Annotated in this window: 18 protein-coding genes; 5 read left to right on the top strand and 13 right to left on the bottom strand. The window is 55.5% G+C overall.

The window, feature by feature from the left end; translation table 11 throughout:
- Positions 1–2: 2 nt before the first annotated feature.
- From H0O22_RS09560 to H0O22_RS09585, 6 genes are read right to left on the bottom strand one after another with little or no spacing between them, the layout of a single operon-like run.
- A complete protein-coding gene (locus tag H0O22_RS09560; protein WP_185186440.1) occupies positions 3–1,265 on the bottom strand; it encodes a hypothetical protein in 1,263 nt (420 codons plus the stop codon).
- On the bottom strand, positions 1,262–2,668 hold the full coding sequence (locus tag H0O22_RS09565) for a DUF2079 domain-containing protein (RefSeq protein WP_185186441.1): 1,407 nt from the start codon (positions 2,666–2,668) through the stop codon (positions 1,262–1,264). The genes H0O22_RS09560 and H0O22_RS09565 overlap by 4 nt, the downstream gene beginning before the upstream one ends.
- Positions 2,665–3,732: a glycosyltransferase family 4 protein gene (locus tag H0O22_RS09570; RefSeq protein WP_185186442.1), complete on the bottom strand. Its 1,068-nt coding sequence runs from the start codon at positions 3,730–3,732 to the stop codon at positions 2,665–2,667. Before H0O22_RS09570 ends, H0O22_RS09565 begins: the two co-directional genes overlap by 4 nt.
- The gene (locus H0O22_RS09575) at positions 3,729–4,964 is read right to left on the bottom strand and encodes a glycosyltransferase (protein ID WP_185186443.1); all 1,236 of its coding nucleotides are present in this window, start codon (positions 4,962–4,964) and stop codon (positions 3,729–3,731) included. Before H0O22_RS09575 ends, H0O22_RS09570 begins: the two co-directional genes overlap by 4 nt.
- Entirely contained in the window at positions 4,964–5,881 is a 918-nt protein-coding gene (locus tag H0O22_RS09580; protein ID WP_185186444.1) for a glycosyltransferase family 2 protein, read from the bottom strand. Before H0O22_RS09580 ends, H0O22_RS09575 begins: the two co-directional genes overlap by 1 nt.
- Positions 5,878–8,280, bottom strand: a complete 2,403-nt coding sequence (locus H0O22_RS09585; RefSeq protein ID WP_185186445.1) for a glycosyltransferase family 4 protein — start codon at positions 8,278–8,280, stop codon at positions 5,878–5,880. The genes H0O22_RS09580 and H0O22_RS09585 overlap by 4 nt, the downstream gene beginning before the upstream one ends.
- A 33-nt stretch (positions 8,281–8,313) precedes the next feature.
- Between H0O22_RS09585 and H0O22_RS09590 the strand changes: the two genes are divergently transcribed.
- Positions 8,314–9,993, top strand: a complete 1,680-nt coding sequence (locus tag H0O22_RS09590; RefSeq protein WP_185186446.1) for a hypothetical protein — start codon at positions 8,314–8,316, stop codon at positions 9,991–9,993.
- Entirely contained in the window at positions 9,983–10,948 is a 966-nt protein-coding gene (locus H0O22_RS09595) for a glycosyltransferase family 2 protein (RefSeq protein ID WP_185186447.1), read from the top strand. The genes H0O22_RS09590 and H0O22_RS09595 overlap by 11 nt, the downstream gene beginning before the upstream one ends.
- A gap of 35 nt (positions 10,949–10,983) precedes the next feature.
- Here H0O22_RS09595 and H0O22_RS09600 read toward each other — a convergent pair whose 3' ends face one another.
- Positions 10,984–12,426, bottom strand: coding sequence for a DUF2079 domain-containing protein (locus tag H0O22_RS09600; RefSeq protein WP_185186448.1), 1,443 nt, complete (start codon positions 12,424–12,426; stop codon positions 10,984–10,986).
- A gap of 1,221 nt (positions 12,427–13,647) precedes the next feature.
- On the opposite strand from H0O22_RS09600, the gene H0O22_RS09605 reads away from it, so the two are divergent.
- Complete coding sequence (locus H0O22_RS09605) at positions 13,648–14,256, top strand: hypothetical protein (RefSeq protein WP_185186449.1); 609 nt, start codon at positions 13,648–13,650, stop codon at positions 14,254–14,256.
- On the opposite strand, the gene H0O22_RS09610 is transcribed toward H0O22_RS09605, so the two are convergent.
- Genes H0O22_RS09610 through hisS form a run of 3 tightly spaced genes read right to left on the bottom strand, consistent with a single transcriptional unit; the run spans position 14,225 to position 17,338 of the window.
- Positions 14,225–15,289, bottom strand: a complete 1,065-nt coding sequence (locus H0O22_RS09610; protein ID WP_185186450.1) for a glycosyltransferase family 1 protein — start codon at positions 15,287–15,289, stop codon at positions 14,225–14,227. The genes H0O22_RS09605 and H0O22_RS09610 overlap by 32 nt on opposite strands.
- A gap of 4 nt (positions 15,290–15,293) precedes the next feature.
- Positions 15,294–16,064: a glycosyltransferase gene (locus tag H0O22_RS09615; protein WP_255439259.1), complete on the bottom strand. Its 771-nt coding sequence runs from the start codon at positions 16,062–16,064 to the stop codon at positions 15,294–15,296.
- A gap of 5 nt (positions 16,065–16,069) precedes the next feature.
- Positions 16,070–17,338, bottom strand: a complete 1,269-nt coding sequence (gene hisS, locus H0O22_RS09620; protein ID WP_185186452.1) for a histidine--tRNA ligase — start codon at positions 17,336–17,338, stop codon at positions 16,070–16,072.
- Between the two features lie 115 nt (positions 17,339–17,453).
- On the opposite strand from hisS, the gene H0O22_RS09625 reads away from it, so the two are divergent.
- Together H0O22_RS09625 and galE are read left to right on the top strand one after the other, a co-directional pair.
- Positions 17,454–18,614, top strand: a complete 1,161-nt coding sequence (locus H0O22_RS09625) for an SGNH/GDSL hydrolase family protein (protein ID WP_185186453.1) — start codon at positions 17,454–17,456, stop codon at positions 18,612–18,614.
- Positions 18,615–18,644: 30 nt separating this feature from the next.
- Positions 18,645–19,685, top strand: coding sequence for a UDP-glucose 4-epimerase GalE (galE, locus tag H0O22_RS09630; protein ID WP_185186454.1), 1,041 nt, complete (start codon positions 18,645–18,647; stop codon positions 19,683–19,685).
- Here galE and H0O22_RS09635 read toward each other — a convergent pair.
- From H0O22_RS09635 to H0O22_RS09645, 3 genes are read right to left on the bottom strand one after another with little or no spacing between them, the layout of a single operon-like run.
- Complete coding sequence (locus H0O22_RS09635; protein WP_185186455.1) at positions 19,670–20,908, bottom strand: CCA tRNA nucleotidyltransferase; 1,239 nt, start codon at positions 20,906–20,908, stop codon at positions 19,670–19,672. The two genes, galE and H0O22_RS09635, sit on opposite strands and share 16 nt — an antisense overlap.
- An 11-nt stretch (positions 20,909–20,919) precedes the next feature.
- Positions 20,920–23,298: a UvrD-helicase domain-containing protein gene (locus H0O22_RS09640; protein ID WP_185186456.1), complete on the bottom strand. Its 2,379-nt coding sequence runs from the start codon at positions 23,296–23,298 to the stop codon at positions 20,920–20,922.
- Positions 23,295–25,118 carry an ABC transporter ATP-binding protein gene (locus H0O22_RS09645; RefSeq protein ID WP_185186457.1) on the bottom strand — a complete coding sequence of 608 codons (1,824 nt, stop codon included), beginning with the start codon at positions 25,116–25,118 and terminating at the stop codon, positions 23,295–23,297. Before H0O22_RS09645 ends, H0O22_RS09640 begins: the two co-directional genes overlap by 4 nt.
- Between the last annotated feature and the right edge of the window lie 27 nt (positions 25,119–25,145).

The raw sequence follows: 25,145 nt of genomic DNA on the forward strand, positions 1-25,145 counted from the left end.
GGCTAGGAAAGTAAGATATGCTTCCATATACTCAGACCTGCATAGGAGACGGAAGCAAAGATGTGGCTGGATTGATATGTACAGCAGTGCGAGGGAATAACAACTAAAGCAGCAACAGCCAGAATAACTAGTGGCCAGTGATTAGCCATGCCGAACTTTTCGAGATCTGCCAAAGAAATCTGCTGAGCAGACGCCACCTCATTCTTTGGTATAGAGAGTAATGAGAGCATACCTGCACAGGCCAACATTGCGAACCATCGGCCATAGTCAATCGTGGCCATAAACAAAGGCAGAGCAATCAGAATCTGAGAGAATAAGAAAGATCCAGCTTTCCTACTTGGCAAAACACGGTGACTGATTTGCCTGAGAATCAAGACGTAACACGCCCAAGTAATGCACACAGCAAGGAAGCCATGGAGGAGCGACCAGCCCAACTGGCCTAGGCTCAAATCCCATGTAAAGAAGCTCGGCTTCGTGAGGGCGAGTTCGGTTATAGAAGAGCCAGGACGTGCATTTAAAGGCAGTAACTGAACGGAGCGAAGGCTTGCTTGGAGGCAGTTCACATCCTCTAATCGACCTTTGTTTAAGACTGCAAGCAAAAACGCAGCCACACTGGGCATTACTAGAAGAAAGGATTTCAGATAGCCCTTGCGAGACAGCAATCTTGCAAGAAACAGTGCAGGGGTGATCAGAAGTGCAAATGGCTCATGATTGAACACAGCAGCGACCTGAACAACAGCAGCAAGCCCATACAAGAAAGTTTTCCTCCGAGCCGAAGAAGCCACATCAAAGTGGTGGACTAGGAAAAGTATTAGTGCAAACAAGCAAAGCTGAAATGCGTCTTTACGAAATAATGACCCTGCATGCGTAAGCATGACAGGCATTGCTGTTGGGGCGGAGAGAATAAGAAGAGAAGGAAGTAAGGCTAATTTAATTCTCAAAGACCGATAAAAGATGAAGCCTAGAACGAGTACAGATGCAGCCATCAAAGCCGCAAGGGCCGCAACGTACGCGGACTGCTGATCCACTAATTGAGTTAACAACCAACTCGTCTGGCCCAGAAGGCCACGCCTAACAAATCCTGCGCAATAGCGAATCGCGAGCTCAGATCCCCACCATTCAGAAACGCCAACATTGTAGGGATAGGCGAGAATATTTTGAACATACAGGCCAAAGTCATAGATCGCTGCTCCAGCTATCGATAGCCAAGCAAGACCAATCAGTCCAAGACGAGCTATGGGGGGAGCTGGCCGCGAAGAAGTCATTTAATTACGCATTCCTGGATTGCAAGATGACCTAGGTTTAAAGAATCGCATGTCCAACCTGATTTCTTAGCTGCTTGTATCAATAGATCCGTCTTGTGAGGTGATGAGCCAAACCCAGGATCTGTTTGGTTGAGAATCAGCATATCAAACCCTTCCGGAAACAACTGAGCTGCGGGTCTGGCAACAAAGTCAGCCTCACGGCGATTAGCAATATGAGCAGAGAGGCCGTTAGATGTTAGTACGCGTTTTTCAGCTGGGATTCTGGATAGACGCTCGTAATATTGCAAAAATGGGAATGGGTTGCGCCAGAAAAGAATCCAACCAGGGTTTAGATTCAGATTAACCATGAAATTAATAACTGAAATCAGACCAAAGGTAAAAAGCATTTGCTTCAGTTGAGCATGGGAGAGGCTCAGAAAGGAATCAGTACGGGCGGATTCAAGTGCTGCCAGGGCGAAGAACGGAGCAATCATCATTCCATAATGGTAAAGAATAGAAACCTGATTGGGATTGGTAGAAAGAGCGAGCGGAGTCAAAACAACCAACGATCCAGCAATCCACGCCGTTGAACTCTTATCCAAAAAGATCAGCCACGGAACTATTAATGCCAGGAAAAAGACGGGAGCCTTCGAGAGGCTGGCAGCATGAAATGCCTGAATCAAATGGTGAAAAGCTAGAGGTTCCCGATAAACATCAAGAGCCGCGTCAAACAGATGCGCATAGTTGCCAGAGTTGTGGTGACCATCTGGGAAGAAGAGTGGATACCAGAAACCTGATAAAAAGAAGGTCCACGCAATGGCAAAGCAAGCCAACAGCACAGAAAGCTTTCGTTTTCCCTGAAGAAAGCAAGTCAGCGACAAGCCCACCACAACAAGAACACTCGTCTCCCGGATCGAGAGGATGAAGATTAAAGAAATGATGATCCAGATGAGTTTTCTATGACGGACTTGGAGCCACAAGAAAAACACTGCCAGAGGAAAAAGCGAGTCAGGATGAAAGTCAAACCAGCTAACATTCCAAAGAACTGGCTGAAAGAAATAGGCCAATAATAGTAGAGTTTGCACTTTTGGCGACACTCTTGAACTCTTTGCAAGCCAAAGGAGGACAAGTGACGCTCCTGTCAAGGCAAAGACCTGAAAGGTCAGCAAGTAGGCTGGACTACTCCAAATTCGATACAAGAAGGAAATGGGAACAAGAACAAACGAGGCATGATCGGCGAGAACAGGCCAACCAGTTAACGACGCTGGTTCCAAGAAATATCCACGACTCAGCATCCATGAGAATTGGGTGAAGATACCCAAATCCCAAGCGTTCGAGGCCAAGCTCAACCAACGCCCTAAAGCGATGACGAGCATCAATGACGCCGCCAAGGCAATCAGGAGATAATTCAGTCGTTTCGTCATTGCTCGGCCAACAACACCGCAAGTTGTGCACCTTGCTGCCCTCGGGTAAACCTGGTCCGACCTCTTAAGTACGCAGCTTCCCCTCGCTCAGCAACCAGACTCGGTTTCGCAGAGAGTGGAGCCAATAAGTCGGCCAATGCGTGTGCTGATGAGGAGACAAGCCAACCCGTCTCGCCATCAATGATCAGATCCTGCTGACCACCCAAAAGCGCACCAATTGAAGCGCGTCCAGCCATTGCGGCCTCCAAATAGGCAATCCCAAAGCCTTCACCAGTGGCTTGACCTGCAGCATCAATAGAAAACCCGCTGGGCATCACAAACACACTGCAACGACCAAACTCCTCAATCAACTGCTGGTCGCTTAAGCGACCTCGCCAATCAATCTGTGCGGCTACACCCAAGCGGAGAGCTTTCTCCTGCAGCCTTGTGCGGTCATTGCCGTCACCGACCACGATCCAGCGCAATGCGGGGTCCAAATCGCCTTGCTGCTTGAGCAGATGCAAAGCCTCCAGGATCTGGTCATGTCCTTTGTATCGCTCGCCCGCATCAAGCCTCGCCACCGTCAACAGTCGAAGGGGCAGCCCTGGCGACGGGATCTGTTCTGGGAACTTCAGATCCGAACACGGATGCACGACGGTGATCGGTGGGCAAGCAGGAAACCCATCCCGGACCTGCTGGGCCGTAAAAGTGCTGCTTGCAGCCAAAGCCGTGCAGGCGCGTAGATCCCGGCGTGCCGCGGCCAACGCCTGGCCCCACACCTCAATCCCATGCAGCCAGCAATAGAGGGGCCTAGCAGCCAGAGCTGGGAAAAGCGCACGGAGCTTCAGCGGCTTCAAGAGCAGCACATGCATGCTGAACACACTTTTGGCCTGGGGAAGCCACCAGAGGAGCTGCAGCAAGAACCAAAGCCGGCCAAGCCAACGCCCCAGCACTCCAGGCCCGAGGTGACGTGTTGCCAGGAGCCGCGGTTGCAGTCCCAGCTGCTGGAGCTGCTCCAAAACCTGCAAGCTCAGGCGCTCGATGCCGCCAGGTCGACGAACGTCGTAGGTCACCAGCAAGATCACCGGCTCAACACCTCGGCATAGAGATCCATGTGGGTTTGGGCCACTGCGTCAGAACGCCACCGGTCGAGATTCTCAGAGAGCACTGGTTGGTCCTGAGGACGCTGCAAGGCCCAACGGATTCCTTGAGCCAACGTTTCTGGATCGAAGGACTCAGCCAACCAACCGGTTTGGCGATGGGCAATGACATCAGCCATTCCCCCCTGGTCAAAGGCCACAACAGGTGTGCCACAAGCAATCGCTTCGGTGGCGGACTGGGGGAGGTTGTCCATGCGAGAGGGCACAACAACGACATCCGCTGCGGCATAGGCCAAAGCAAGGCTGACGTCGTCATGGAGACGACCGCTGTAGAGAACCGGAATCGGCCAATCCTGGGTCTGCCTGGGCTGGGATTGCCCAAGGATCACTGCCATCAGCTGGCCGGAGTTTTGATGCACCAAGCACCGGAGCGCCGCCTGCAACAAATCAGCCCCCTTACGGGGATCCGTTGCATCGATCGCTCCGAACAAAATCAGGCGCTTGTCTTGAGGCCAACCGAGGGCAGCTCGCGCTTGCGACGGTTCACTGGGTCGAAAAACCTGGGGAATGGCGTTGGGCAGGACCTGGCACGGCACCCCATGCAACAAGGCAGAACGCGAAGCCTGCTCAGCCATCCAGCGGGACGGAGCGATCAATTGCAGCCGTGGCAACAACGATCGCCAAGCCTTGCCTTTGCGCAGCCAAGTCCATCGATCCAGATCCAACCCGCGATCCAACTCCGAGCGACTGCCACGGCTGTAGCCCAAAGCAAAGCGCTGATCCTGCGCATCAAGGGGATAGTGCTCACTGCCGCAAAACGGCCAGGTGTCATGCAGGGTCCAAACCACCGGCCCCCTCAGACGACCAATGGCCTCTACTGACAGGAATTCATCTTGGAGCCAATGCAAATGCAGCAGATCGGCCCCTTTGGCATTGAGCTCACGGTCGAGCCCTGAGGGCAGAGACGCCACCGAATGGGTGACCGGGTTAGCGCTGCGCTGCGGTTTGCTGAGCCACCAACTGGCGGTGCTTCGCAACAACGCCATGGCCTGACGGGGCTTCGAGCGTGGAGCCTGCACCCAGGCGTCACCGCTGATGGCGTGGGCCACGCGCATGGAGCTGTCGATGCCCTGATCCCGTAGGGCGCGATGCAAGCGGAAGGCTGCCCTCGCTGCACCTTGCCCGCCGTCGTAGGTGGAGACCTGAACAACGCGCATCAGGACCTCCAGCCCAGCAAGCGCAACGCTTTCCGGCCCTTACGCAACCAGTCAGCTCGGCGGCTGCGCTGGAAGAGTCGCCGAAACGTGTCTTGGTCGCGGAGACGATCGGCCTGCATCACCGTTGGATGACGCAAGGGGAAACTGAGCGATCCAGGCGTCCCAAGGGGAGAGCGCTCATCGAGGGTGTGGGTGGCATCGACGCCAAAACCAATGTTCTCAACGAGCTCGACCGCAGGGATCACGGTCAAGAACCCCTGCTGCCAGCAGCTGAATTGCCAGACCATGTCCCAGGTGTCGATCTGCCCAGCCGCGAGCTGCTCCAACCATTGGCCCCAGCGCCGCGCCAAGGGCTCTCCCCCCAGTTGCTTGAGCCATTGACCATCGCGAAAAGCCGGCCAACCCTTTAGGGCAGGGTCGTTGCAACGCCAAGCCCGACGCCAGCTGGCCCAACCCCAGCAATGGCAATAGATCGAGAACCGGTAACTGCTGCCATCGCTGGGGGGCAGGCGCTGATGGTTATTGGCCGCAATCACGCCAACGCGCTCGTCATGGCGATAGCGCTCGAGCAACTCCTGACAGAAGGGGAAAAAGCTCGGGTCGGCAACGATGTCGTCCTCCAGAACAATGCCCTCCTCCTCCTGCTCAAAAAACCAATCCAGCGCGGCGGTGACCCCAACGCGGCAGCCCAGGTTGATGGGCTGAAACAAGGTCCGCAACTGGCAGGGCCAATTGATTTGAGACACCAAAGCACGAACGGCATCACAGCGCCGGACTTCATCTAGGCGCTCAGGTCTTGGACCATCGCAAGCCACGTAGAGCTTTGGAGGTCTGATCTCCGCCAAGGACCGCAACACCTGGGCTGTGCTCTCCGGGCGATTGAACGCAATCAAGAGAACGGGAGTGCTGAAACTCATGGCGCTAACCAGCAGTAGCCCGCCCAGTAGCCCAGGCTGATACAGCCGCAGGCCGCCAGCCAAGGTTTCAACCAACGGCTGCGAAGTTGCAGCAAGCCCAAGAGGGCCAGACTCGCCAAATCAATCCACACCCGGGTGTAGTCCGGGAAACGGGCCAGGATTTGGGTGCTCGTGCACAGCGCCGGAAGGAGATAGACCGCGGAGGTGAGCCGCAACCAACGGGAGGCCCGAGTGCTCAGGGCAACCGCGGCCAGCACCAGCAACGTGGCAGCCCAAAGGGCGAGGCTCGCGGCATCAAACAGGCGCTCGAGAAGCGACGGCTCCGGGCCCGGCAAAGTGTAAAAACCAAGCAACTGCCAAAGTTTCTTGAGCAGCCCAACGCCAGGCCAGCCGAAATGAACTGTGGCCAGCAGACCGTCTCGGGTTTGAGCAAAGCGGCTGTTCAAGACCTGGGTCCACAGCAACAAAGGGAGTGGGACGCAGGCCAACGGGAGAAGCCACGTCCAACGGCGCTGCCATAGGGCGGTCAAGCCCGTTGAGGCCCAAGCCAACAGGGAGGTCTCTCGACTGAGCAACGCAGTGGCGAGAGCGAACGCGGACCAGCCCCGTCGCTGGGCAGACCACGTCACCGCAACGGCCAGCAATCCAACCGTGGCCAAGAGATCGGCGGTATCCAGGCTGAGGGTGACCCAGTAACCCGGCAGAAGCAGCACAGCGAAACCCCATTGAGGCGTGCGTTGATGCTGCTGCGCCCAAAGTGCCACCAGCGCCGCTGCACTTCCAATCGCCAGGACATTGAGGACGGCCAAGGACCAAGCGATCAACCCGGGCTGACCCAAACCCAAGACCCACGCCAGCAGGGGATAGAGGACACGCTTACCGCGATAGATCGGGTTATCGAGGGCCTGACTCGTTCCCGGGTCCGCTTGCCAGGGATCCATAGCCATGGCGAGGTACTGCTGGCCGTCATTGCCCCGCTTGCCCGCCAAGACGACCAATTCCTGCTGCGCGACCCGCGGAGACAGGGGGAATTGGTCCCCCACCCTGGCCAAACCGGTCGGATTGCCGCCGTACTTGCCAAAGACCACCAGCAGCATCACGATCAATACCGCCAAGGTCGAAAGCAGACCAACGCCAAGAGGGGTGATGGCCCGGCTACTCCCTTGCACCAGCTGCTTCACCCCGGACTTGAGCACGGGCCAACTGGGCCAGAGCGGAAACGCAAAGGGCAGGCCCCAAAGCTGCCGGAGCCAACGTCCTTCATGCCACCAGGGCGTCGATGGCGGTGTTGGGACGGCCTGCAGGTCAGCTTTGAGTTCAGCGGCCAAGAGTGTCCACAGACTGGTCAATTGGCTCGAGCCATAGGCCAGCTGTATGTGACTTCGGGCCGCTTGACCAAGAGACGCCCGGCGCGCAGGGTCTTGCAGCAGGGCGATGCAGTGCTTCGCAAACTCTTCATCACTTCCCGCAAGCAAACCGGTGGTGCGATCCAGCACGGTTTGCACGAGGGCATGGCGCCGGGGAGCCACCACGGGGATCCCGCAGGCGCTGAATTCGGCGGCACTCAAACAGAACGTTTCATCCCGACCCGAGGGATTCACCGCTCCAACCGCGACATCCGCAAAAGCGGCGTAACGCTCCAAACCAAGGCTGCCTTCAAAGACCACCCGATCGCCATAGCCACCCCGGTCCAAGAGATCCCGGCAGTAGCGCTCATAGGGGGTCAGTGCAGATACTCCGCCTCCGGCATAGAGATCAGCACCTCCGAAAACCCGCAACTGCGCCTCAGGACAGAAACGGGCGATTTCAGGCCAGATCCGTGCGAGGCGATCAAAGGCTTTGAAAGGCGTGATCGCACCGACATACGCAAGATCCGTTGGAGCTGGACCTGGCTGCGCATCTCCAGGCACCAGGACCGGGTTGGGAATGACGCAGGCCAGCTGAACCAAGCGGCTGTGACGGAAGGCGTCCAACTGCGCGCCACTGACCATGACCCAGCGCTTCAGGGAAGGGAGTCCCTCAAAAAAGCCCTGTTGATCGCAACCCAGGTTGTGGCACCAGGCCACAAGCGGCAAATTATTTTGCATTAACGCCTGCTGATCAACCGGCGACAGGCAACCGGGGCGAAACACCAAGGCAACAGCCCCGAGAGTCCTGGCAGTCACGAGCGCGTCCGCTAACCCAGCGACCTGATGGGTGGTTTGCTCCAAACCATCGACGGGCTGCAGAGCGGTCAGCAACAGCAGGGGCGTGCAAGCGTCGGGATCCGCAGCCAGGAGTGCAATCGACGCCAAAAAGGCGAATTCCGTGCCGCCAATGCCGGGGTTCCCAAGGCGGGGATCCTCCAGCGGGCCCTTGGCGGCAAAACCTCGGTTGTCGAGAAAGAACGCGAGGCGCATCGCCCCAGAATGCCAGGAGCTTTTTGAGGGGCTATGGGGCGACGGGCACTGTTGCTGGCGGCAGTGGGCCTGGCGATCATCAGCTGGCTGCCCCTAGGGATCGCCGGGGTTCCCCTGGATACGCCCGATGGCTTCCTGCATCTGGGCTGGGCTGTGGCTTGGGCCAAAGCCGTCCAAGGTGGCTGGCTCTGGCCGACGTGGAGTGATCTGCCCTGGGCCGGGGCGGGCAGTCATGCCCTCTTGATCTACCCGCCCCTATTCAGGCTTTTGGTGGGCATTCCCCTGGTTGCCGGCATGCCGCCAGACCATGCCCTCGCCAGTGGCTTGCTGGTGGTGACGCTGGTCAACGCGGTGGGAGCCGCAGTGCTCGCCAAACACTGGTTGCACCAAGGGATGTGGCGCTGGGCCCTGCTGTGGGGGGCAGTCCTTAACCCGTACTTCCTTGTGAACCTCTATGTACGGGGCGCCTGGCCCGAAGCCTTGGCGCAAGGATTGCTGTGGTGGCTCACCCTGGGCCTGGTGGGGCTGAAGCAAGGGAAGCGTTTGGGGTTCCCTCTAAGCAGCGCAGCCTTGGCGGGAGTGATCCTCAGCAACTGGAACGCCAGCCTGCTCACTGCTCTGATCTGGCTGATGGCAGCAGGAGTGGTCCTGCGAGGACCCAGGCAATGGCTGCGTTGGCTATTGAGTGGACTCCTGGCCCTGGCCGTGACCTCACCGTTCTGGATACCAGCACTCTTGGCATTACCGACCGTTAGGCCTCCAATTCCAGAAGGTCTACTGGCAGGGGAGTTCTTTGGTTCAGGACAGGCCGGTCAGTTCAGCTTCGGACGCTTGATTTGGATTCAAGCCGTGGTGATCGGCTCGATCCTCATCAGCAGGTGGCTGGGGTGGGGCCGCTCCGTTGATCCCATTGGACGCTGGGGGATGGTGCTCGCCGCAAGCGGTCTGGTCCTCATGCTCCCTGTGAGTACGCCTGCTTATGAACTCGTGAGTCCGCTACAGCGGATTCAATTCCCGTGGCGCTGGCTCAGTCCGACCTGGATGGGCGCCTTGCTGTGGTGGGCCTCGGTAGGGGTTCAACCCAACGCGAGGCTGAGCCCGTCCACTTGGAGACGCGTTGCCTTGCTAGTGACTGCGCTGGCTGCAGTTGGAGCATGGTTCGACTCGCTCTGGAGGTTTCGCACCAACCTCATCGGACACGCACCAAGCCGTAAGGAAATCCAGGCGAATCGGACACTGCTGGCCTGTGACCCCCTGGTTCCTTGTCCAAAAGGAGTGGAGGCACTGCCAAGCACTGGAGAGCTCAGCAAACGATTTACGGCGACAGGTGATGGACGAATCGCCCTCTCTGGTGTCCCCGACTACAGCCCCTCCGGGATTCCGGAGAGTTCGTGGAACAAGAGGCTGGCCATTTTTTGGCTGCCCAACTGGCCTCAGAACAACTGGTCCACATTCTCAGGCTCAGGAACTGTCGAGGTGGCATTCAAGTCACCGACGGAGCGGCGGTTGCTGGTGAAAGCAAAGACCCCAGGGAACTTGAGGCTGATGCAGTGGTCGGATCCAAGCTGGCAAGTGCTGGTCAAACCAGCGAATGGTGCAGGGGATTGGAAGCGAAGGCCTTTCGATGCCGCACAAGATCGACAAGGATGGACCATGATCACTTTGCAAGCAGGCACTTGGGACGTGGCTTTGCGCTACAGCTATGCACGCTGATCAACGCCAAAAACAGCCTCTTCTGAGCGCAGTCATCCCATTCCTTAATGAGGAGGAGTGCATCCCTGCATTGATTGCAGAACTTGATGAAAGCCTGAGCAAGCTCAGCATCCAATTCGAGCTCGTTTTTGTGGATGACGGAAGCAAAGATCGTTCTGTTGCGGTGGCCAAAGAAGAGGTAAGGAAGCGGCCTCAGTTCACGGCAACAATCATCAGCCTCTCACGGAATTTCGGCAAAGAAGCAGCACTAACAGCTGGCTTGGAGGCCGCCAATGGTGATGTTGTCGTTCCCCTCGATGCAGACCTGCAAGATCCGCCCTCGGTCATCGAAGGAATGCTGGCCCGCTGGCGAGAGGGCTACGACGTTGTCTATGCCGTGAGACGGCAGCGGGCAGGAGAAAGCAAGACGAAGCGTTTCACCGCCTATGGCTTCTACCGGCTCATGGGCCGGTTGAGCAAAACAGGAATCCCTGCCGATACAGGGGACTTCAGGCTGATGGATCGCTGTGTTGTTGATGCACTACTCCAGCTGCCCGAACGCAGTCGCTTTATGAAGGGCCTCTTCGGCTGGGTTGGATTTCGACAAACCGCGATTTATTACGACCGAGATCCACGAAAACTTGGTCAAACAAACTGGAACTATTGGAAACTCTGGAACTTTGCCATTGACGGAGTCACCTCCTTCAGTCGGATGCCGTTACAGGTTTGGAGCTATGCAGGTCTCGCGATTGCACTACTTGCCTTAGGCTACGGAGGATGGATGGTTCTACGAACACTGTTGTTCGGGATTGACTTACCTGGCTATGCATCCCTCATGACGGCAGTCTTATTCCTGGGCGGGATTCAGCTGATAGGAATGGGAGTGCTCGGTGAATACCTCGGGCGAATCTTCGAAGAGGTCAAGCAGAGGCCCTTATACCTAGTCAGGGAAAAGTGGAGATCAAATAGAGACTAGATCCGAAAGGGTCAACGAGAAAATACATGTAGCTACTAATACTTTTTACAAACCACAATGCGAAGGCCATGACACTTATAGCCTCTAGACCGAGCCACTTTGAGAATATTTTCTGATTCCATAAATTCGTCAGCGTCTCCGTATGAGAAGACGAAGTTCCTCAACTTCTCCAATAAGTTTGAGGGAGCAGCGGCTGGCTGAATAGCAGGTGTTATAAGAATATCAAAGTCTTTATCTAAGAGGTCTTTTTCTCGATAAAAGATTTGGCGCCGACCAGAGAAATGAGAGGCTATGCGTTCATGTGCCCAGACACTAATACGCGGAGAGCTATATTCTCTTCCATACTCAAACAGAGATGGGGCAAGCCTCCAATGCTGCAGATACCGAGTAGGAAAGAAAGACCATTGCGTCAACATAGAGAATGAGATAACCGAAAGTACTAGATACAGTCGTATTCTCGCAAGCGAGAACGTGCTCGAATAGGGAGAAATCGTACACTTGGCAGAATCCAAGGCAGCGACCATTAGAAAGATTAGAACTGGAATCTGATACTGATAAATAGGACTCCGCATCACATCCGATTCTGACAGTATATTTGCGAATACAAGCGGGATTACAGCAACGACTGCTGGAATAACTTGAGGCCAGCGATATAGCGCAACAAAAGGAGTCAATAAACCCAACAGGTACAGAAAGGAATCGCGATTAACAAAAGCACTCCAAAAGTGAGCAGGCCTGATGAAGGGCGAGGCCAGTATGTCCACATATCCATCTCCTAAGTGGCCATAGCGAGTGCTTGCGTAACTCTGGTAAGCATCAACGATGCTGGAGGAAAATGCAAAGTAATACAAGGCGAAGCCCATGACGGCTGCAGAAAGCCAAACGTGACGACGCAATAATGAATAAAGGGAATAACCAATTGCAAAGAAGGCCATTGCCTCCTTTGAAGCCACGAACATCATCAAAAAGACAACTGAGACAAGATATTTTTTTCTGCGGAGATAGATTAAAGCGGCCAAGCCCAGAAAAGCAAACGCAACTTCAGGATGAAAGTCGTTTAATGAGGAATTCATAAGGAACGGATTTAGTAAAAGACCGATTGTAATCATTCTTCGAGAATGACGAGACGAAAAGGATTGAAATAGCTCTCGGAGAAAGAGAGTCGCCAGCAAAGCTAAACCGGCTGATTGAAGAAAAAGGAGCGTATACGCTGAGGGCAAAAGTCGAAACAGCTGTCCAATAGGAATTAAAAGCAATGAAAAGTGATCGCCGAGTGCAGGTTTAATAAATTCCGTAAGAGAAGAGGGAGTCCAGAATTCACCAATTCCTGATAAGTAAGACCATTGAGTAAAGAGTCCAAGGTCATAGACTCCTGACTGAAGGCTAAAGTGCCTGAAGAATGACAGTAGCGAATAGCAAGATAAAAACAATAAATAGGTACGAAGAAGATATTTGTGTTTTTGGAAAGCATCTCGCATATACAACCCTGGCTTAATGACAATTCGAGTATACAAAAGAAGGGCCTGGCGAGCTGTGAACCTTATGCGGCATATTTTGGCATGGCCGGCGCCTCGAATATGATAGACAGGTAACCTCAAGGACAAACCAAGAGCTCGACATCGTGCATGTGAAGATAGTTCTGAAAATCATACTTTACAGTTTTATCGTTTTCTTGTGTGCAGTTTTCGTCTTTCGGTCTATCTATAGTGCGGGGCTAGTACAAGAGCCAAAGAAGTCAGGAACGGATGCCGCAGGATACGCGATTTTATCCAAGCAAATCCGTAAAGATAGGTTTGTGAATAAGTTAACGGCTTCGCCCAAACCAAGCAAGCTTGAGGCTATTGCTATTCAAGTTGCACAAGATAGCAATGAGAGCCATAAGAGGTGGGAAACAGGATTACCGCCAAATTCATTCCGATACAATCCGAGTCTTTCTAGGAATATTTCCAAATATCCCTTCGGGACTTCATACTTAATGTCTTTTTCCCACATCAGTTAGAAGCCCGAGCTCTACTCATTGCCTGCTCAGCTGGGACAACCCTAGTATTTTCTCACTTAGTCGTAAATGCGTGGAAATCCCCTTTGGGGCTGCGGGCGTTAATAGTATTCAGCTGGATTATATGTCTTTGGCTATGCCGAGGATATTTAAGTCATAGCTTTTCGATGTTTCCAACGGTTGTTTTGTCTTTGCTATGCGGGCTAGTCTCGATGAAGGCAAGTTATTTCGACAAGCTGAGTCCTACAGTTAAAGGTGCAAATACAAGAATTACGGGTCGAAATATGGTTGCTGGTCTTGGCTTGATGCTAGGACTGTCATTGTGGTTTAGAACGAGCAACATTCTCTTGGGTCCTCCTATAGTGGCTAGTCTACTATTTCCCCCCGTTACTCTAATTCAGAAGCACAGACAAGTGGGCGACCTGCAATCCTGGAGCGATTAAAGACTTTCTGGCATGAAAAAAGACTTTTGTCACGAAAGTTCTTGTCTCTAGCCAGCGGTTTCATTGCAGGCTTAATGCCATTGCTAACGAGCAATTTTATACTCAGTGGGAATATTTTATTCTCTAATTATCCCTCTTATGACAGGGCTCCAGTCAGTTCTATATGGTCTATTTACGGTAATCTTGAGACATTGTTTCTGCGGAGTGGGCCTGATTCACTCCTTCTCTTGCTTGCAGTTGTTGTACTCACAATATGTGAGATGCGGAGCCGTTCAATAGGGTTAAGGGATGCTTCTAACTATTGGAAGCTTACCGTTATTATCCTTGTCTGCAGCGCACTCCTGATTTCGCTTAAAACTGTAATTGCATCTTATTATGTAGCCTCTGTGGCTTTTTTCTACCTGGCACATGGCCTCACCTGGCTCACTGATTCGCTCGCTTATCGGAAGAAGGATGGGCCTCGTTCGGGCGTAATATGCGGAATTGTATTAGCAGTGAGCGTTATCACCATCGTTCCATATATTCCCTCGCTATCTCATGTTGTAGATAACACAATTACTCAAGAGGAAATCCCTTTTCTAGAAAGCCTTAGATCTGAAGATATCGTGGTGTGGTCAGACGAAGAGTCTGGTTATCTGTATTACAGATTCGGGATTCTGGGCTTATGGCATACACGCATGAGTAGTGAGTTATCACAATCGATCATGTGTATTTTGAATCGTAATGGCTATAAACAATATCTTGAAGGCCCAATTGGTCAAAGGAAGCTTCCAGGCAATAACAAGCTTTATGCTTTAGGCGAGCCAATTGATAATAGTGCGATAGAAGTGCGTGAAATCATATCAAAGGGTGGCCTTTGTCCGGGATAGCAGTCTTCTCAGAAATGACTTCGGATAATTTTTTCGAGGTGCTACTCCAATTGAAGCTACGTGAATGTTTAGCACCTCTAAGACGCAGATTAGATTGCTCATATTCTGACAATAGGATTTTAGTTATTGAGTCAACTAAGTCGGATACTGAATACGGATCAATCAATATTGCGGCGTTGTTAGCTACTTCTTGAGTTCCTGATCCATAGCTGGTAATAACAGGACAACCACAAGCCATTGCTTCAAGGATCGGGAGGCCAAAGCCCTCCCAAAGGCTCGGATAAACAAAAGCACAGGCTCCTCTATACCAGTTGGGAAGATCTGCATAAGGTACATAGCTCTTGAAAATTACTCTATCCGACAGATTTAAATCGGCAACCAAATTTCGAAGTCGGATGGTCTGAGCTGGATGAGGCTTACCCAACAAAAGCAAATCAACATCTGGAAATTGATGCGCAATTGAATTAAAGGCTTGTATTAGACGCTTTAGGTTTTTATGGGGATAGGCCTGCCCAATATGGAGCAGATAGGGGCGATGATGAAGACGCTTAAAGGACTCCGAAAAATAGAAATGCTCAGGATCATAACCAAGAGGTGTCACAGTAATCTTGTCTTGTGATACACCTATGCATCGGCTTATTTCAGCAGCAGTAAACTCAGAATTCGTGAAGATATGGGTACATTGTCTGAGGAGCGGTGGAACCCAGCTTCTGAAATAAAGTGTCTGCATTGAGCACTCCGGGTGAATTAAAGGTCTTAAGTCATGGACCATTAGGATCTGAGGAACAGCCTGATCACCGAGATAACCCTCGGGAGCAGGGGTAAATATGAGATCGGCCTGATATTTCTTAGCCAGCTTTGGTAGCTGCGTCTGAGTCCAGGCCAGCCGCTTCAAACGATCTTTACTGCCTCCAGAGCCACCACCAGGAATCAAGATATGCTCAAAATTCTGAAGTGCCGGTAAAACAGCATTGGCATAAATTCCAATTCCTGTTGGCTGAAACAGAACGGGCTTGTAATTCAGAAGCAGCATGGTATCAAGTCAGGCCAATCAAACGACGGCGGCTATATTTCAGCCAATTAAGAATCCAACATACAGCGCTCCAAAAGAAGTTGAGATGACGAGTCTGTGCGCGAAATGTTTCAGCATACACAGCACCAATCCTGGTGTGACTCACCCCCGCCTGAACAATCTTTAAAACAGAAGTTGGAGCGTGAATAGATCGTACTTCTGGTGTCAGACGCAAAAACCATTCATAGTCACCACAGATTTTAAAGCTAGAATCAAACAAACCAAATCGCTCAAACAAGACACGACGTACAAGCATTCCCGGATGCGCAATATTCATCGACTCCCGCATCCGTCTCCAATTCCAGGCGGAACCCCAGTCCCTTAAAAAATGACCATCTGAAGAATAGTAGGCGTTCCGGCAGGTAATCAATTCTGCAGACGAGCGCGTCAGATCAAGCAGCTGCTGCAAGCTCTCAGGGCTAACAAAGATGTCATCGGCACCGATAAAACAAAGATAATCCCCTTCCGCCAACTTGATTCCTCGGTTCCAGGCGTCATAGATCCCTGCATCAGTCTGAGAGCTAAAGCGAATCAATTGATCTGGGTGAGCTGCTTGGTATTGCCGCACCAGTTGAGGCAGGCCGTCGAAGGAACAATTATCGAGAATCAACAACTCCCAATCCCCCGTGCTTTGCTCCTCGAGACTCCTGAAGAAAGTCGCCAATAAGGAGGAACAATTCCAGGTCGCCATCAAGATTGAAATCTTGGGTGCGGCAACACGCTCCTGGGTCCCCAACATGCTCAAGCGGAGAGGATGCTGACCAGCTGATCAAGATCAGTCAACTTCAGGATCTGCTCGTTCTGCAATGCCGTTTCCTGACGAAGCGCCTTCAAGGTCAGGATTCCCTGCTCCACCTCTCCATCGCCCAGAACAGCGGCCCAGGCTGAACCGCTGCGATCGGCTCGCTTGAACTGCTTACCAAAGGCTGAACCCGAGGAATCCAACTCGACACTGAATCCACGTTGCCTGAGCTCCCTCGCCAGAACAAGCGCAGACCATTGAGCCTGTTTACCGCGATTCACCAGATACAAATCGGGAGCATCAGTCGTCACTGGGGCCTGCTGCGAAAGCAGAAGCACCAAACGCTCTAAGCCAATCGCCCAGCCAATGGCGGGCGTCGATGCCCCACCGAGCTGCTCAACAAGACCGTCGTAGCGGCCGCCGCCACACACGGTGGCCTGAGCCCCGAGCTGATCACTGGTGATTTCAAAAGCAGTGTGGCTGTAGTAATCCAAACCACGTACCAGCCGAGGATTCAAGGCAAAAGGAATTCCAAGAGCTGTCAAGCCGGAGCACACCTGAGCAAAACGCTGCTGACTCTCTGGGGACAAGGCATCGGCAAGCGTCGGGGCATCCGCCAATAAGGCTTGGGTGTCCTTGTTCTTGCTGTCAAGAATGCGCAGTGGATTTGTACGCAAGCGCACCTGAGAATCCTCGTCCAATTGAGTCTCGCGAGCTGAGAGCCAAGCCACGAGTTCTTCGCGGTAGCGAGCGCGATCTAACGCACTGCCAAGAGAGTTCAGCTCCAGCACCAAACCCTGGACACCCAAGTCCTTGAGCAGATCCCAAGCTGTCGCAATCGCCTCAACGTCGGAACGCGCTGAGTCAAAGCCAAGCATTTCGAGGCCAATCTGGTGAAACTGGCGCTGCCGACCTGCTTGGGGGCGCTCATAGCGGAACATCGGCCCCCCATACCAAAGCCGTTGCGGGCCCTGGCTCAACAACCCGTGCTGAATCGCTGCTCGGACCACGGAGGCGGTGCCCTCCGGCCTCAATGTGCAGCTGCGATCCCCACGATCGCTGAAGGTGTACATCTCCTTGCCGACCACATCGGTGGCTTCGCCGATGCCGCGGGCAAAGAGTTCAGTGGTTTCCAGAACCGGTGTTCGAATCTCGGCGACACCCGCTCTTGCGAAGTGGTCACGGGCCGTAGCTTCCACCCGCTGCCAGAGGGCGATCTGCTCAGGCAACAGATCGACCATGCCCCGCAGACTCTGCAGCTTCGCCACCACCACTCCTGAACTGAGGCCAGTTTGGAGGATCAGCGGAAACGGCGACAATGCTGGGGTGACTGGACAACCCCACACCTCGCGGCGGCAAGCTGCAGCACTTTTACTGGGCTCAGTGGCCTTCTCAGTGGCGGCCTTGGAGTTGGGCTGCCGTTTCATTGGCATTGAGGCCCCCAGGCTTTACCGAACTGATTCCGATCGCGGCTGGACCCTCAAATCCAACGTACGCACCCACTGGAGTCAGGAGGGATCCGCTCCAGTGCGCACCAATTCCCAGGGCTATCGAGACAGCGAATGGGCATTGGCGAAGGAGCCGGGCGTTTTGCGCATTGCCGTCCTTGGCGATTCCTTCACCGAAGCCCTGCAGGTGCCACTGGAGCAAACCTGGGTGAATCAACTGCCCACGGCGATGGCGGCGGTGCCGGGATGTCGTCTGCTGCAAGGGTTTCCCAAAGGCGCTGAAACCCTGAATTTTGGAGTCGGCGGATACGGAACGGGGCAGAGCTGGCTGACCTGGCAAAAGGACGCCCAGCGGTTTCAACCTCAAGTGGTCCTTCACGCTGTCTACTTCGAAAACGACCTCAGGGACAACATTGAGAGCGAACGGGGGAGTGGCTCCAGCCCGACGTTTTCACTCCATCAAGGCACCCTGAGCCGCAGCGATGCCTTCCGTAGCAGCCCGGACTATCGCTTCAGACAGTCCTGGGCGGGACAACTCAGCGATTGGGTCCTGGGCTGGAGCCGTCTCGCCCAATTGATCAACCAACTGAAAAATCTGCGCAACGCTCGAGCTGGAGAAGAGTGCGATACAGATGGCTGCACTTTTTTCCCTCTGGGTCCTGATGGGACCAAGCTCTATGGGCCCGATCCCGAAGATCTCCCAGAAAGCTGGGAGATCTTGAGGTCAATCCTTCGGCAATGGAACAAAGAATCCAAGAACAGGGGAAGTCGACTGGTTGTCACCAGCGTGACCACACCTCCGCAACTCTGGCCGAATCGCCAAGAACGTGACCAAAAAGTCAAAGACCAGCAGCTGGACTGGTTCAAACCGGAGACCCAGCTCGCAGGCCTCCTGAAAGCCGATGGCATCCCTTACCTGCCACTTGCACAGGAGCTGCAGCAACAGGCGGATGAACAAGGCTTAATTGCCCATGGTTTTGCCGGACAAAAACCTGGACCTGGCTATGGCCATTGGAACCGAGAGGGGCACAAAGCAGCCGCCACCGTTCTTGCCCGAAAGCTCTGCTCCCTGGACCTACCCCTGATCAATGGTTGAATCCAACACAACGCGGAGCACCAGAGCCCCTTGGCACAACTGCTGATCACAGGCGGAGCAGGCTTTATCGGCAGCCACACCTGTCTGGTGTTGCTGGACGCCGGTCACGATCTCGTGGTGCTGGATGACTTCAGCAACAGCTCCCCTGAATCGCTCAAGCGGGTCCGCCAACTCGCGAATGTTGGGAGCGACTCCTTGCGACTCCAAGTTGTGGAAGGAGACATCAGGAGCAAGAGCGACCTGCGGAAAGGCTTCCAGGCAGGGCAATCAGTCGACGCAGTCATCCATTTCGCCGGCCTCAAGGCCGTTGGCGAGTCCGTGCGTGAGCCCCTGCGCTACTGGGATGTGAATGTGGCCGGAAGTCAGTCCCTGCTGTCCGTCATGCGGGAGGCGAAATGCCGGACCCTCGCCTTCAGCAGCAGCGCCACCCTCTACGGCCTGCCCGAGCGTGTCCCCGTCACTGAAGACGATCCAGTCCAACCCATCAACCCTTACGGCTTCACCAAGGCCGCTGTGGAACAAATGCTGAAAGACCTCAGCAGCAGCGAACCGGGTTGGCGGATCGGGCGGTTGCGCTACTTCAACCCCGTCGGAGCCCATCCCAGCGGACAGATCGGCGAAGACCCCAACGGCATTCCCAACAACCTCTTCCCCTTCGTCTCACAAGTGGCAGTTGGACGGCGCCAAGAGCTCCAAGTCTTTGGAAGCGACTGGCCCACCCCGGATGGCACAGGCGTCCGCGACTACATCCACGTCATGGACCTGGCCGAGGGACACCTCGCCGCCATTCAGCACCTGATGGAGCAGGGACCCCAATTGCTCACCGTCAATCTGGGGAGCGGGCAAGGTCATTCTGTCTTGGAGGTGGTCCAAGCCTTTGAGAAGGCCTCAAGCAGACCAGTGGCTTACCAACTGGTCGAGCGACGCCCGGGAGATGCCGCAACCACCGTGGCTGATCCGTCCTTGGCGAATCGCGTGCTGGGGTGGCGGACGAAGCGATCGCTGGCAGAGATCTGCCGCGATGGCTGGTCCTGGCAGTCTCAAAACCCGGAGGGCTACCCGGACAGCTGATCAAGCGCGGCAAGACGCAACGCCTTAAGACGAACACCAAGTTCAGCCCCAGGTCTCAGCCCCTCCTCCTGCATCAAGGACGCCGCTGAGATCGGTGAACGCACATGCCGCCATCGGCCCCACCAACGCAGCAGTGAATGCCAATGGGGGCCACCAAACGAGATGGCCAACGCCACAGCCTCAGGACTAAGCCCAGGCGCTTCCAAAAACTCAGCCCACCACGAGGGCAGTAGTGCATCGGTCGGGACTGCGTTGAGTCGGTTCTTCAATTCCTGGAGTTGCACCAAGAGCTTGTGCTGACGGTGCGGCAACTGAAGCCGTTCCGCTAAACCCAAAGGATCAGCAGCCCCTGCGACCAGAGCCGGCAACAAAGGCACTGTCAAGCGCTGAGCCCACTGGAGACGACGGGCCCATGAAGCGTCCTGCTGCAACTGGGTGTCGAGCAGAGCCAATCCGCCTATCTGCTGAAGTTCCTGGAGTGCCTCCGGCCAAGGCTCACGCTGAAACAGCAGTTCCAGCTCCATTCGTAGACGCGTCCCCAATGCCGGTGGGGCCTGGCCAGGATCATCACCAGGCCGCCAACGCCAGGGCCACTGATCCAGGGTGCTCAGGGCCTGCTGCTGAGCCGCTGTCGAGAACTGAAAACCGAGCCGAGCCGCGTAGCGAGCGCCACGCACCCAACGCGTGGGGTCATCCCTGAGGCTGGCGGGATGCAGAAAATTGAGTTGACGTGCTGAGAGGTCGGCTTGACCGTGGTGTACATCGAGTACCTCCCCACTGGCGAGCTCCAAGGCCATGGCGTTGACCGTGAAATCACGGCGAGCCAGGTCATCCTTCAGGCTTCCAAGACGAACGGTGGGGTTCTCTCCTGGTTCGGGATACGTCTCCTCGCGGGCAGAGGCGACATCCAAGAGCCAGGTGCCACCGAATTCAGCGGGAAGCTGCAGCTCCAACTCGAAGGTGCCAAACGCTCCGTGCTCTTGAAGGCTGAGGGGGATCGAGCATGCGAACTGGCTCTCCAGCACTTCGGGGAGACGCTGAACTAACTCGGCCGCGCGCCCCTCAACGACGATGTCCAGATCGGGTAGACCGCGCCAGGGATCTTCGTGGTGGCGGTGCAGCAGGAGATCACGCACCACACCTCCAACAAGGGCACAGCGCTCGCCAGCGGCCGCCTGAGTCAACGCCTCCAGTAGGAGCTTGGGGACGTCAGGAATCTCCATCGCCCGCCTACCTACAAGGGCTCGATCGGAGCGAGGCGCGGATCAAGGATCTTCGGCCCCATGCCCTCGAACTTGACCGCCAACGAGATCTTTTCGCCGCTCCCAAACAAGTGCGTGACCTGACCTTCCCCAAAGGAGCTATGCCGCACGCGGTCGCCAACGGACCAGGTCCGAGCAGGGGCACGCCGACGGACGGCGTTCGCGGGCTGGGAGGAGGCAGAACCTGAACCCGGACGGTCTACACGGGTGAGGCGATCCAGCCGCTGTTCGCGGCGGATGGCTGCGCCACCGCTCCGGGGAATGTCCCCTTGCACCAAAGCCTCCGGCAGCTCAGAGAGGAAGACAGACGGGACCGCCGGTTCCCGCATGCCGCCCCAGAGTCGGCGCTCGCTGGCGTGGGACAAGAACAACCTCTCTTTTGCCCGCGTGATGCCCACGTAACAGAGGCGGCGCTCCTCCTCCATCGCCGCGGGGTCCTCCAAGGACCGGTAGCTAGGGAAGAGGCCCTGCTCCATGCCCACCAAAAAGACCACCGGGAACTCCAAGCCTTTGCTGGCATGCAACGTCATCAAGGTGACCCGGTCCTGGTCGGTGTCCTTGCTGTCCGCGTCACTGGCCAGGGCAGCGGACGCCAAGAACTCCTCAAGAGAGCCCTCTTCGTTTTCCTCTTGGTACTGGAGCGCCGCGTTGACCAATTCGTTCAGGTTGCGGCGCCGGTCTTCGGCCTCATCGGTCCCGGCAGCGATCAGCTCAGCGACATAACCGCTCTTTTCCATCGCCAGCTGAACCAACTCGGAAGGAGCCGCATCTTCAGCGCGATTCTTGAGGTTGTTGATCAACTCACAGAACTGAAGCAGTCCTTTTGCGGAACGTCCACCCAAAGAACGAACCGCTTCCGGGTCGCTGACCACATCCCAGAGCGGAATGCCGAGTTGATTCGCGGCATCAGTCAGCCGTTCAATCGTGGTCTTACCGATCCCGCGTTTCGGCGTATTGAGGACCCGCAGCAAGCTCACCGTGTCGGCGGGATTCACCAACAATTTGAGATACGCCAGCATGTCTTTGATCTCACGCCGGTCGTAGAAGCGCAGGCCGCCCACCACCACATAGGGAATGCCCCAACGCACTAGGGATTCCTCCATCGCACGGGACTGGGCGTTGGTTCGGTACAGCACCGCCATATCGCCCCAGCTCAAATCGGGATGGGCCGCGTCGAGCATCCGCATGCGGTGAACCACCGCTTCTGCCTCGGCAATCTCGTCATCACAGCGGGTCAAGGTGAGCAGCTCACCCTCACCACGGGTGGGCCGTAAAACCTTGTCGATGCGCTCGCTGTTGTTCGCAATCAGAACATTCGCGGCCTCAAGAATGGTGGCCGTCGAGCGATAGTTTTCCTCCAACTTGACCATGGTCTGGGTGGCTTCATCGGGGGCACCGTCGCCGAAGTCATCCTGAAAACCCATCAGGATCGTGAAGTCAGCGGCCCGGAAGCTGTAGATGCTCTGATCGGCATCACCCACCACAAACACCGAGCGACCAGCCCAGTCGTCAAAGGCTTCAGGATCCCGGCCATCGGTCACCAGAAGCTTGATCAGTTCGTATTGCGTGCGGTTGGTGTCTTGGTACTCGTCCACCAGCACATGGCGAAAACGCCGGTGCCAGTAGTTGCGAACCTGCTCGTTCTGGCGGAGCAATTGCACGGGCAGAAGAAGCAGGTCGTCGAAATCCAACGCGTTGTTCGCGGCTAACGCACGCCGATAGCGCCGGTAGGTGTCCGCCATCAACTTGCCGCGCTGCCCGCCCGCGTCAGCTTCAAGCTGCTCTGGCATCCAACCCTGGTTTTTGGCGTTGCTGATCGCCCAGCGCACCTTCTTGGGCTCAAACCGCTTGGGGTCCAGCCCCAGCTCCTGGGTGACGATCTCCTTGACGAGGCTCTGGGTGTCCCCCTCGTCGTAGATCGAGAACTGACGCGTCCAGGTCAGCCCCTCTGGATCGCGGAACTTGTCGATGTCAAAGCGAAGCAACCGCGCGAAGAGTGCGTGGAAGGTGCCGATCCAGAGGTCTTTGATGACCTCGCGATAGATCCGCGAGCGCAACTGCCGCTGATCAACGGCGGCCAAGGTGCTCCAAGGCTGTCCAAACTGACTCTGCGCAAGCTTCTGAGCCAGAAGCAGCTCAAGCCGCTCCTTCATCTCGCGAGCCGCCTTATTCGTGAAGGTGACCGCCAGCAACTCCGCTGGATTAACGCCGTGCTGCCCAATCATGTGGGCAATGCGGTGGGTCAGAGCTCGGGTCTTACCGCTGCCCGCACCAGCCACCACCAGCAGTGGACCTTCATGGTGATCCACTGCCTTGCGCTGGGCGTCATTCAGGCCGGCCAGAAAACTCATGAAGCCGCCTGTTGCTGCTCCAGCATCGCCAGCTCTCGGAAGCTCTCAGAGCGCTCCTTCAACTCGGTGTAGCTGCCGTACGCCTTCACGCTGCCGTTATGGAACTCATAAATGCGATCGCAACGTTGAACCGTACTGAGCCTGTGGGCAATGACGACCGTGGTGCAACGGCGTCCGATCACCTCGAGGGCTTCGATCACCTCCGACTCCGTGCGGTTATCCAAGGCACTTGTGGCCTCATCGAGGACAAGGAAGCTGGCCTGCCGGTAGAAGGCCCTCGCCAAAGCCAAACGTTGCCGCTGGCCCCCGGAAAGGCGCAAACCGTTCTCACCCACCTGGGTATGAAGTCCGTAGGGGAGTTCAGCCACAAAGTCCTGGAGCTGGGCCGCTTCTAAGGCCTCCCAAACCCGATCGGATTTGACCTGATCGATGGGCTCACCAAAGGCGACGTTCTCAAGAACACTGCCGTTCAGCAAGTTGATCGACTGAGGAACTTGGGCGCAATTGGCCTGCCAAGCAGGAACATCCAGGCCCTCGACGGGAATCCCGTCGAGATCCAGGGCTCCTCGACTGGGATGTAGCAAGCCCAAGAGAATGTTCGCAGTTGTCGTTTTACCGCTACCCGTACTGCCGACGAGGGCAATGCGCGAGCCAACCGGAATCGAAAGGTTGACCCCCTTCAGCACCCAGTCATCGGAGTGGGGGTAGCGGTACCAAACGTCGTGAAGACGAATGGTGTTGCGCGGAAACACACCTGCAGCAGAGGGAACACCTGGGGTGCGCTGGGTGGGCCGATCAGCTGGCAAATCCAGCAAGGCCAGAGCCCCATCCAGAAGAGGCAGTCCTCCCCTGAGTTGGGTCAAGGAGCGAAACGCATCCTGCAGCGGTGGCGTCAGGCGCAGGGCAGCGACCGCGATGGTGGCCAGAAACGGAAGGATCGCCCTGACTTCGTTCTGGTTGCCACTCAAGAGAGCCGGCAGGGCTCCGACCGCAAAAATCATCGTGATCCCGAAGGGCTCGATCAGGCCTCGGGGCAGATCCGGAAGCCACTCGGTCAACCAGGCGTAGCGACGCGCCTTCTCTCCAGACACCTGAAATTGACGCTCGAAATAAGGCTCCGATCCACTGAGCTGGATGTCGCGAATCGAGCCCAATGACTCAAACAAAATGTTTGTCGATTCAGCCTCCAGACGCATCTTCTGGCGGAAACCATGGCGAAGCCGAGGGGTCACACTGCCTGAGATGACGCTGTATGCCAAAACCAAACTGACGACGAGGACGACAGCGAGCCAGCGTCCGACAAACAAGATCCCGATCGACAAGAGCACGATCGACACAGATGCACTCAGAATCTGCAGAATCGGCGTGACAACATTGATCGCCACACGATTCAAGTTGCTCAATAACTGAGAACTCAGATCAGCGGTGCTCTTACCAAGGTGATATTCAAAAGGCTGCTGAAGAAGTCTGGAGTGGACCTCATTCGAGATATCTCGCCAGATGCCAGCTGAAAGACGTTGCTGAAAAAACTTCAGCGAAATCTTTGAGAGTGAAGCACCCCAAGCCAACATGATGAAAACCAGAATCATCCAGACGCTCTGGTTGATACTGTCCCCACCAAAGACATGAATCCCTGGCAACCGATCCTCAAGATCGGAATCCACCAAGGACCCCGTCAGACGGGCGATCACCGCGACGGAGGCCAAATCGATCACCCCGGGCACCACCGACAGGGGCACCAACATCCACAACGCCGAACGCCGCCGCCGCGGCAGGTGATTCAGCAGGTGGCGTAGCTGATCGAGGGTTCGGCTGCGCATGGCCACAAACTATGGCTCCAAGCCAAG

Source organism: Synechococcus sp. LTW-R, from assembly GCF_014217875.1.
Taxonomy (GTDB): domain Bacteria; phylum Cyanobacteriota; class Cyanobacteriia; order PCC-6307; family Cyanobiaceae; genus Vulcanococcus.

Excerpts from the sequence above, each read along its gene's own strand:
- H0O22_RS09585 (WP_185186445.1), bottom strand. The coding sequence starts at position 8,280 with ATGCGCCTCGCGTTCTTTCTCGACAACCGAGGTTTTGCCGCCAAGGGC.
- H0O22_RS09640 (WP_185186456.1), bottom strand. The coding sequence starts at position 23,298 with ATGAGTTTTCTGGCCGGCCTGAATGACGCCCAGCGCAAGGCAGTGGAT.
- H0O22_RS09610 (WP_185186450.1), bottom strand. The coding sequence starts at position 15,289 with ATGCTGCTTCTGAATTACAAGCCCGTTCTGTTTCAGCCAACAGGAATT.
- H0O22_RS09605 (WP_185186449.1), top strand. The coding sequence starts at position 13,648 with ATGCGGAGCCGTTCAATAGGGTTAAGGGATGCTTCTAACTATTGGAAG.
- H0O22_RS09560 (WP_185186440.1), bottom strand. The coding sequence starts at position 1,265 with ATGACTTCTTCGCGGCCAGCTCCCCCCATAGCTCGTCTTGGACTGATT.
- H0O22_RS09590 (WP_185186446.1), top strand. The coding sequence starts at position 8,314 with ATGGGGCGACGGGCACTGTTGCTGGCGGCAGTGGGCCTGGCGATCATC.
- H0O22_RS09600 (WP_185186448.1), bottom strand. The coding sequence starts at position 12,426 with ATGCGAGATGCTTTCCAAAAACACAAATATCTTCTTCGTACCTATTTA.
- H0O22_RS09565 (WP_185186441.1), bottom strand. The coding sequence starts at position 2,668 with ATGACGAAACGACTGAATTATCTCCTGATTGCCTTGGCGGCGTCATTG.
- H0O22_RS09575 (WP_185186443.1), bottom strand. The coding sequence starts at position 4,964 with ATGCGCGTTGTTCAGGTCTCCACCTACGACGGCGGGCAAGGTGCAGCG.
- H0O22_RS09635 (WP_185186455.1), bottom strand. The coding sequence starts at position 20,908 with ATGGAGATTCCTGACGTCCCCAAGCTCCTACTGGAGGCGTTGACTCAG.
- H0O22_RS09580 (WP_185186444.1), bottom strand. The coding sequence starts at position 5,881 with ATGAGTTTCAGCACTCCCGTTCTCTTGATTGCGTTCAATCGCCCGGAG.
- H0O22_RS09645 (WP_185186457.1), bottom strand. The coding sequence starts at position 25,118 with ATGCGCAGCCGAACCCTCGATCAGCTACGCCACCTGCTGAATCACCTG.
- H0O22_RS09595 (WP_185186447.1), top strand. The coding sequence starts at position 9,983 with ATGCACGCTGATCAACGCCAAAAACAGCCTCTTCTGAGCGCAGTCATC.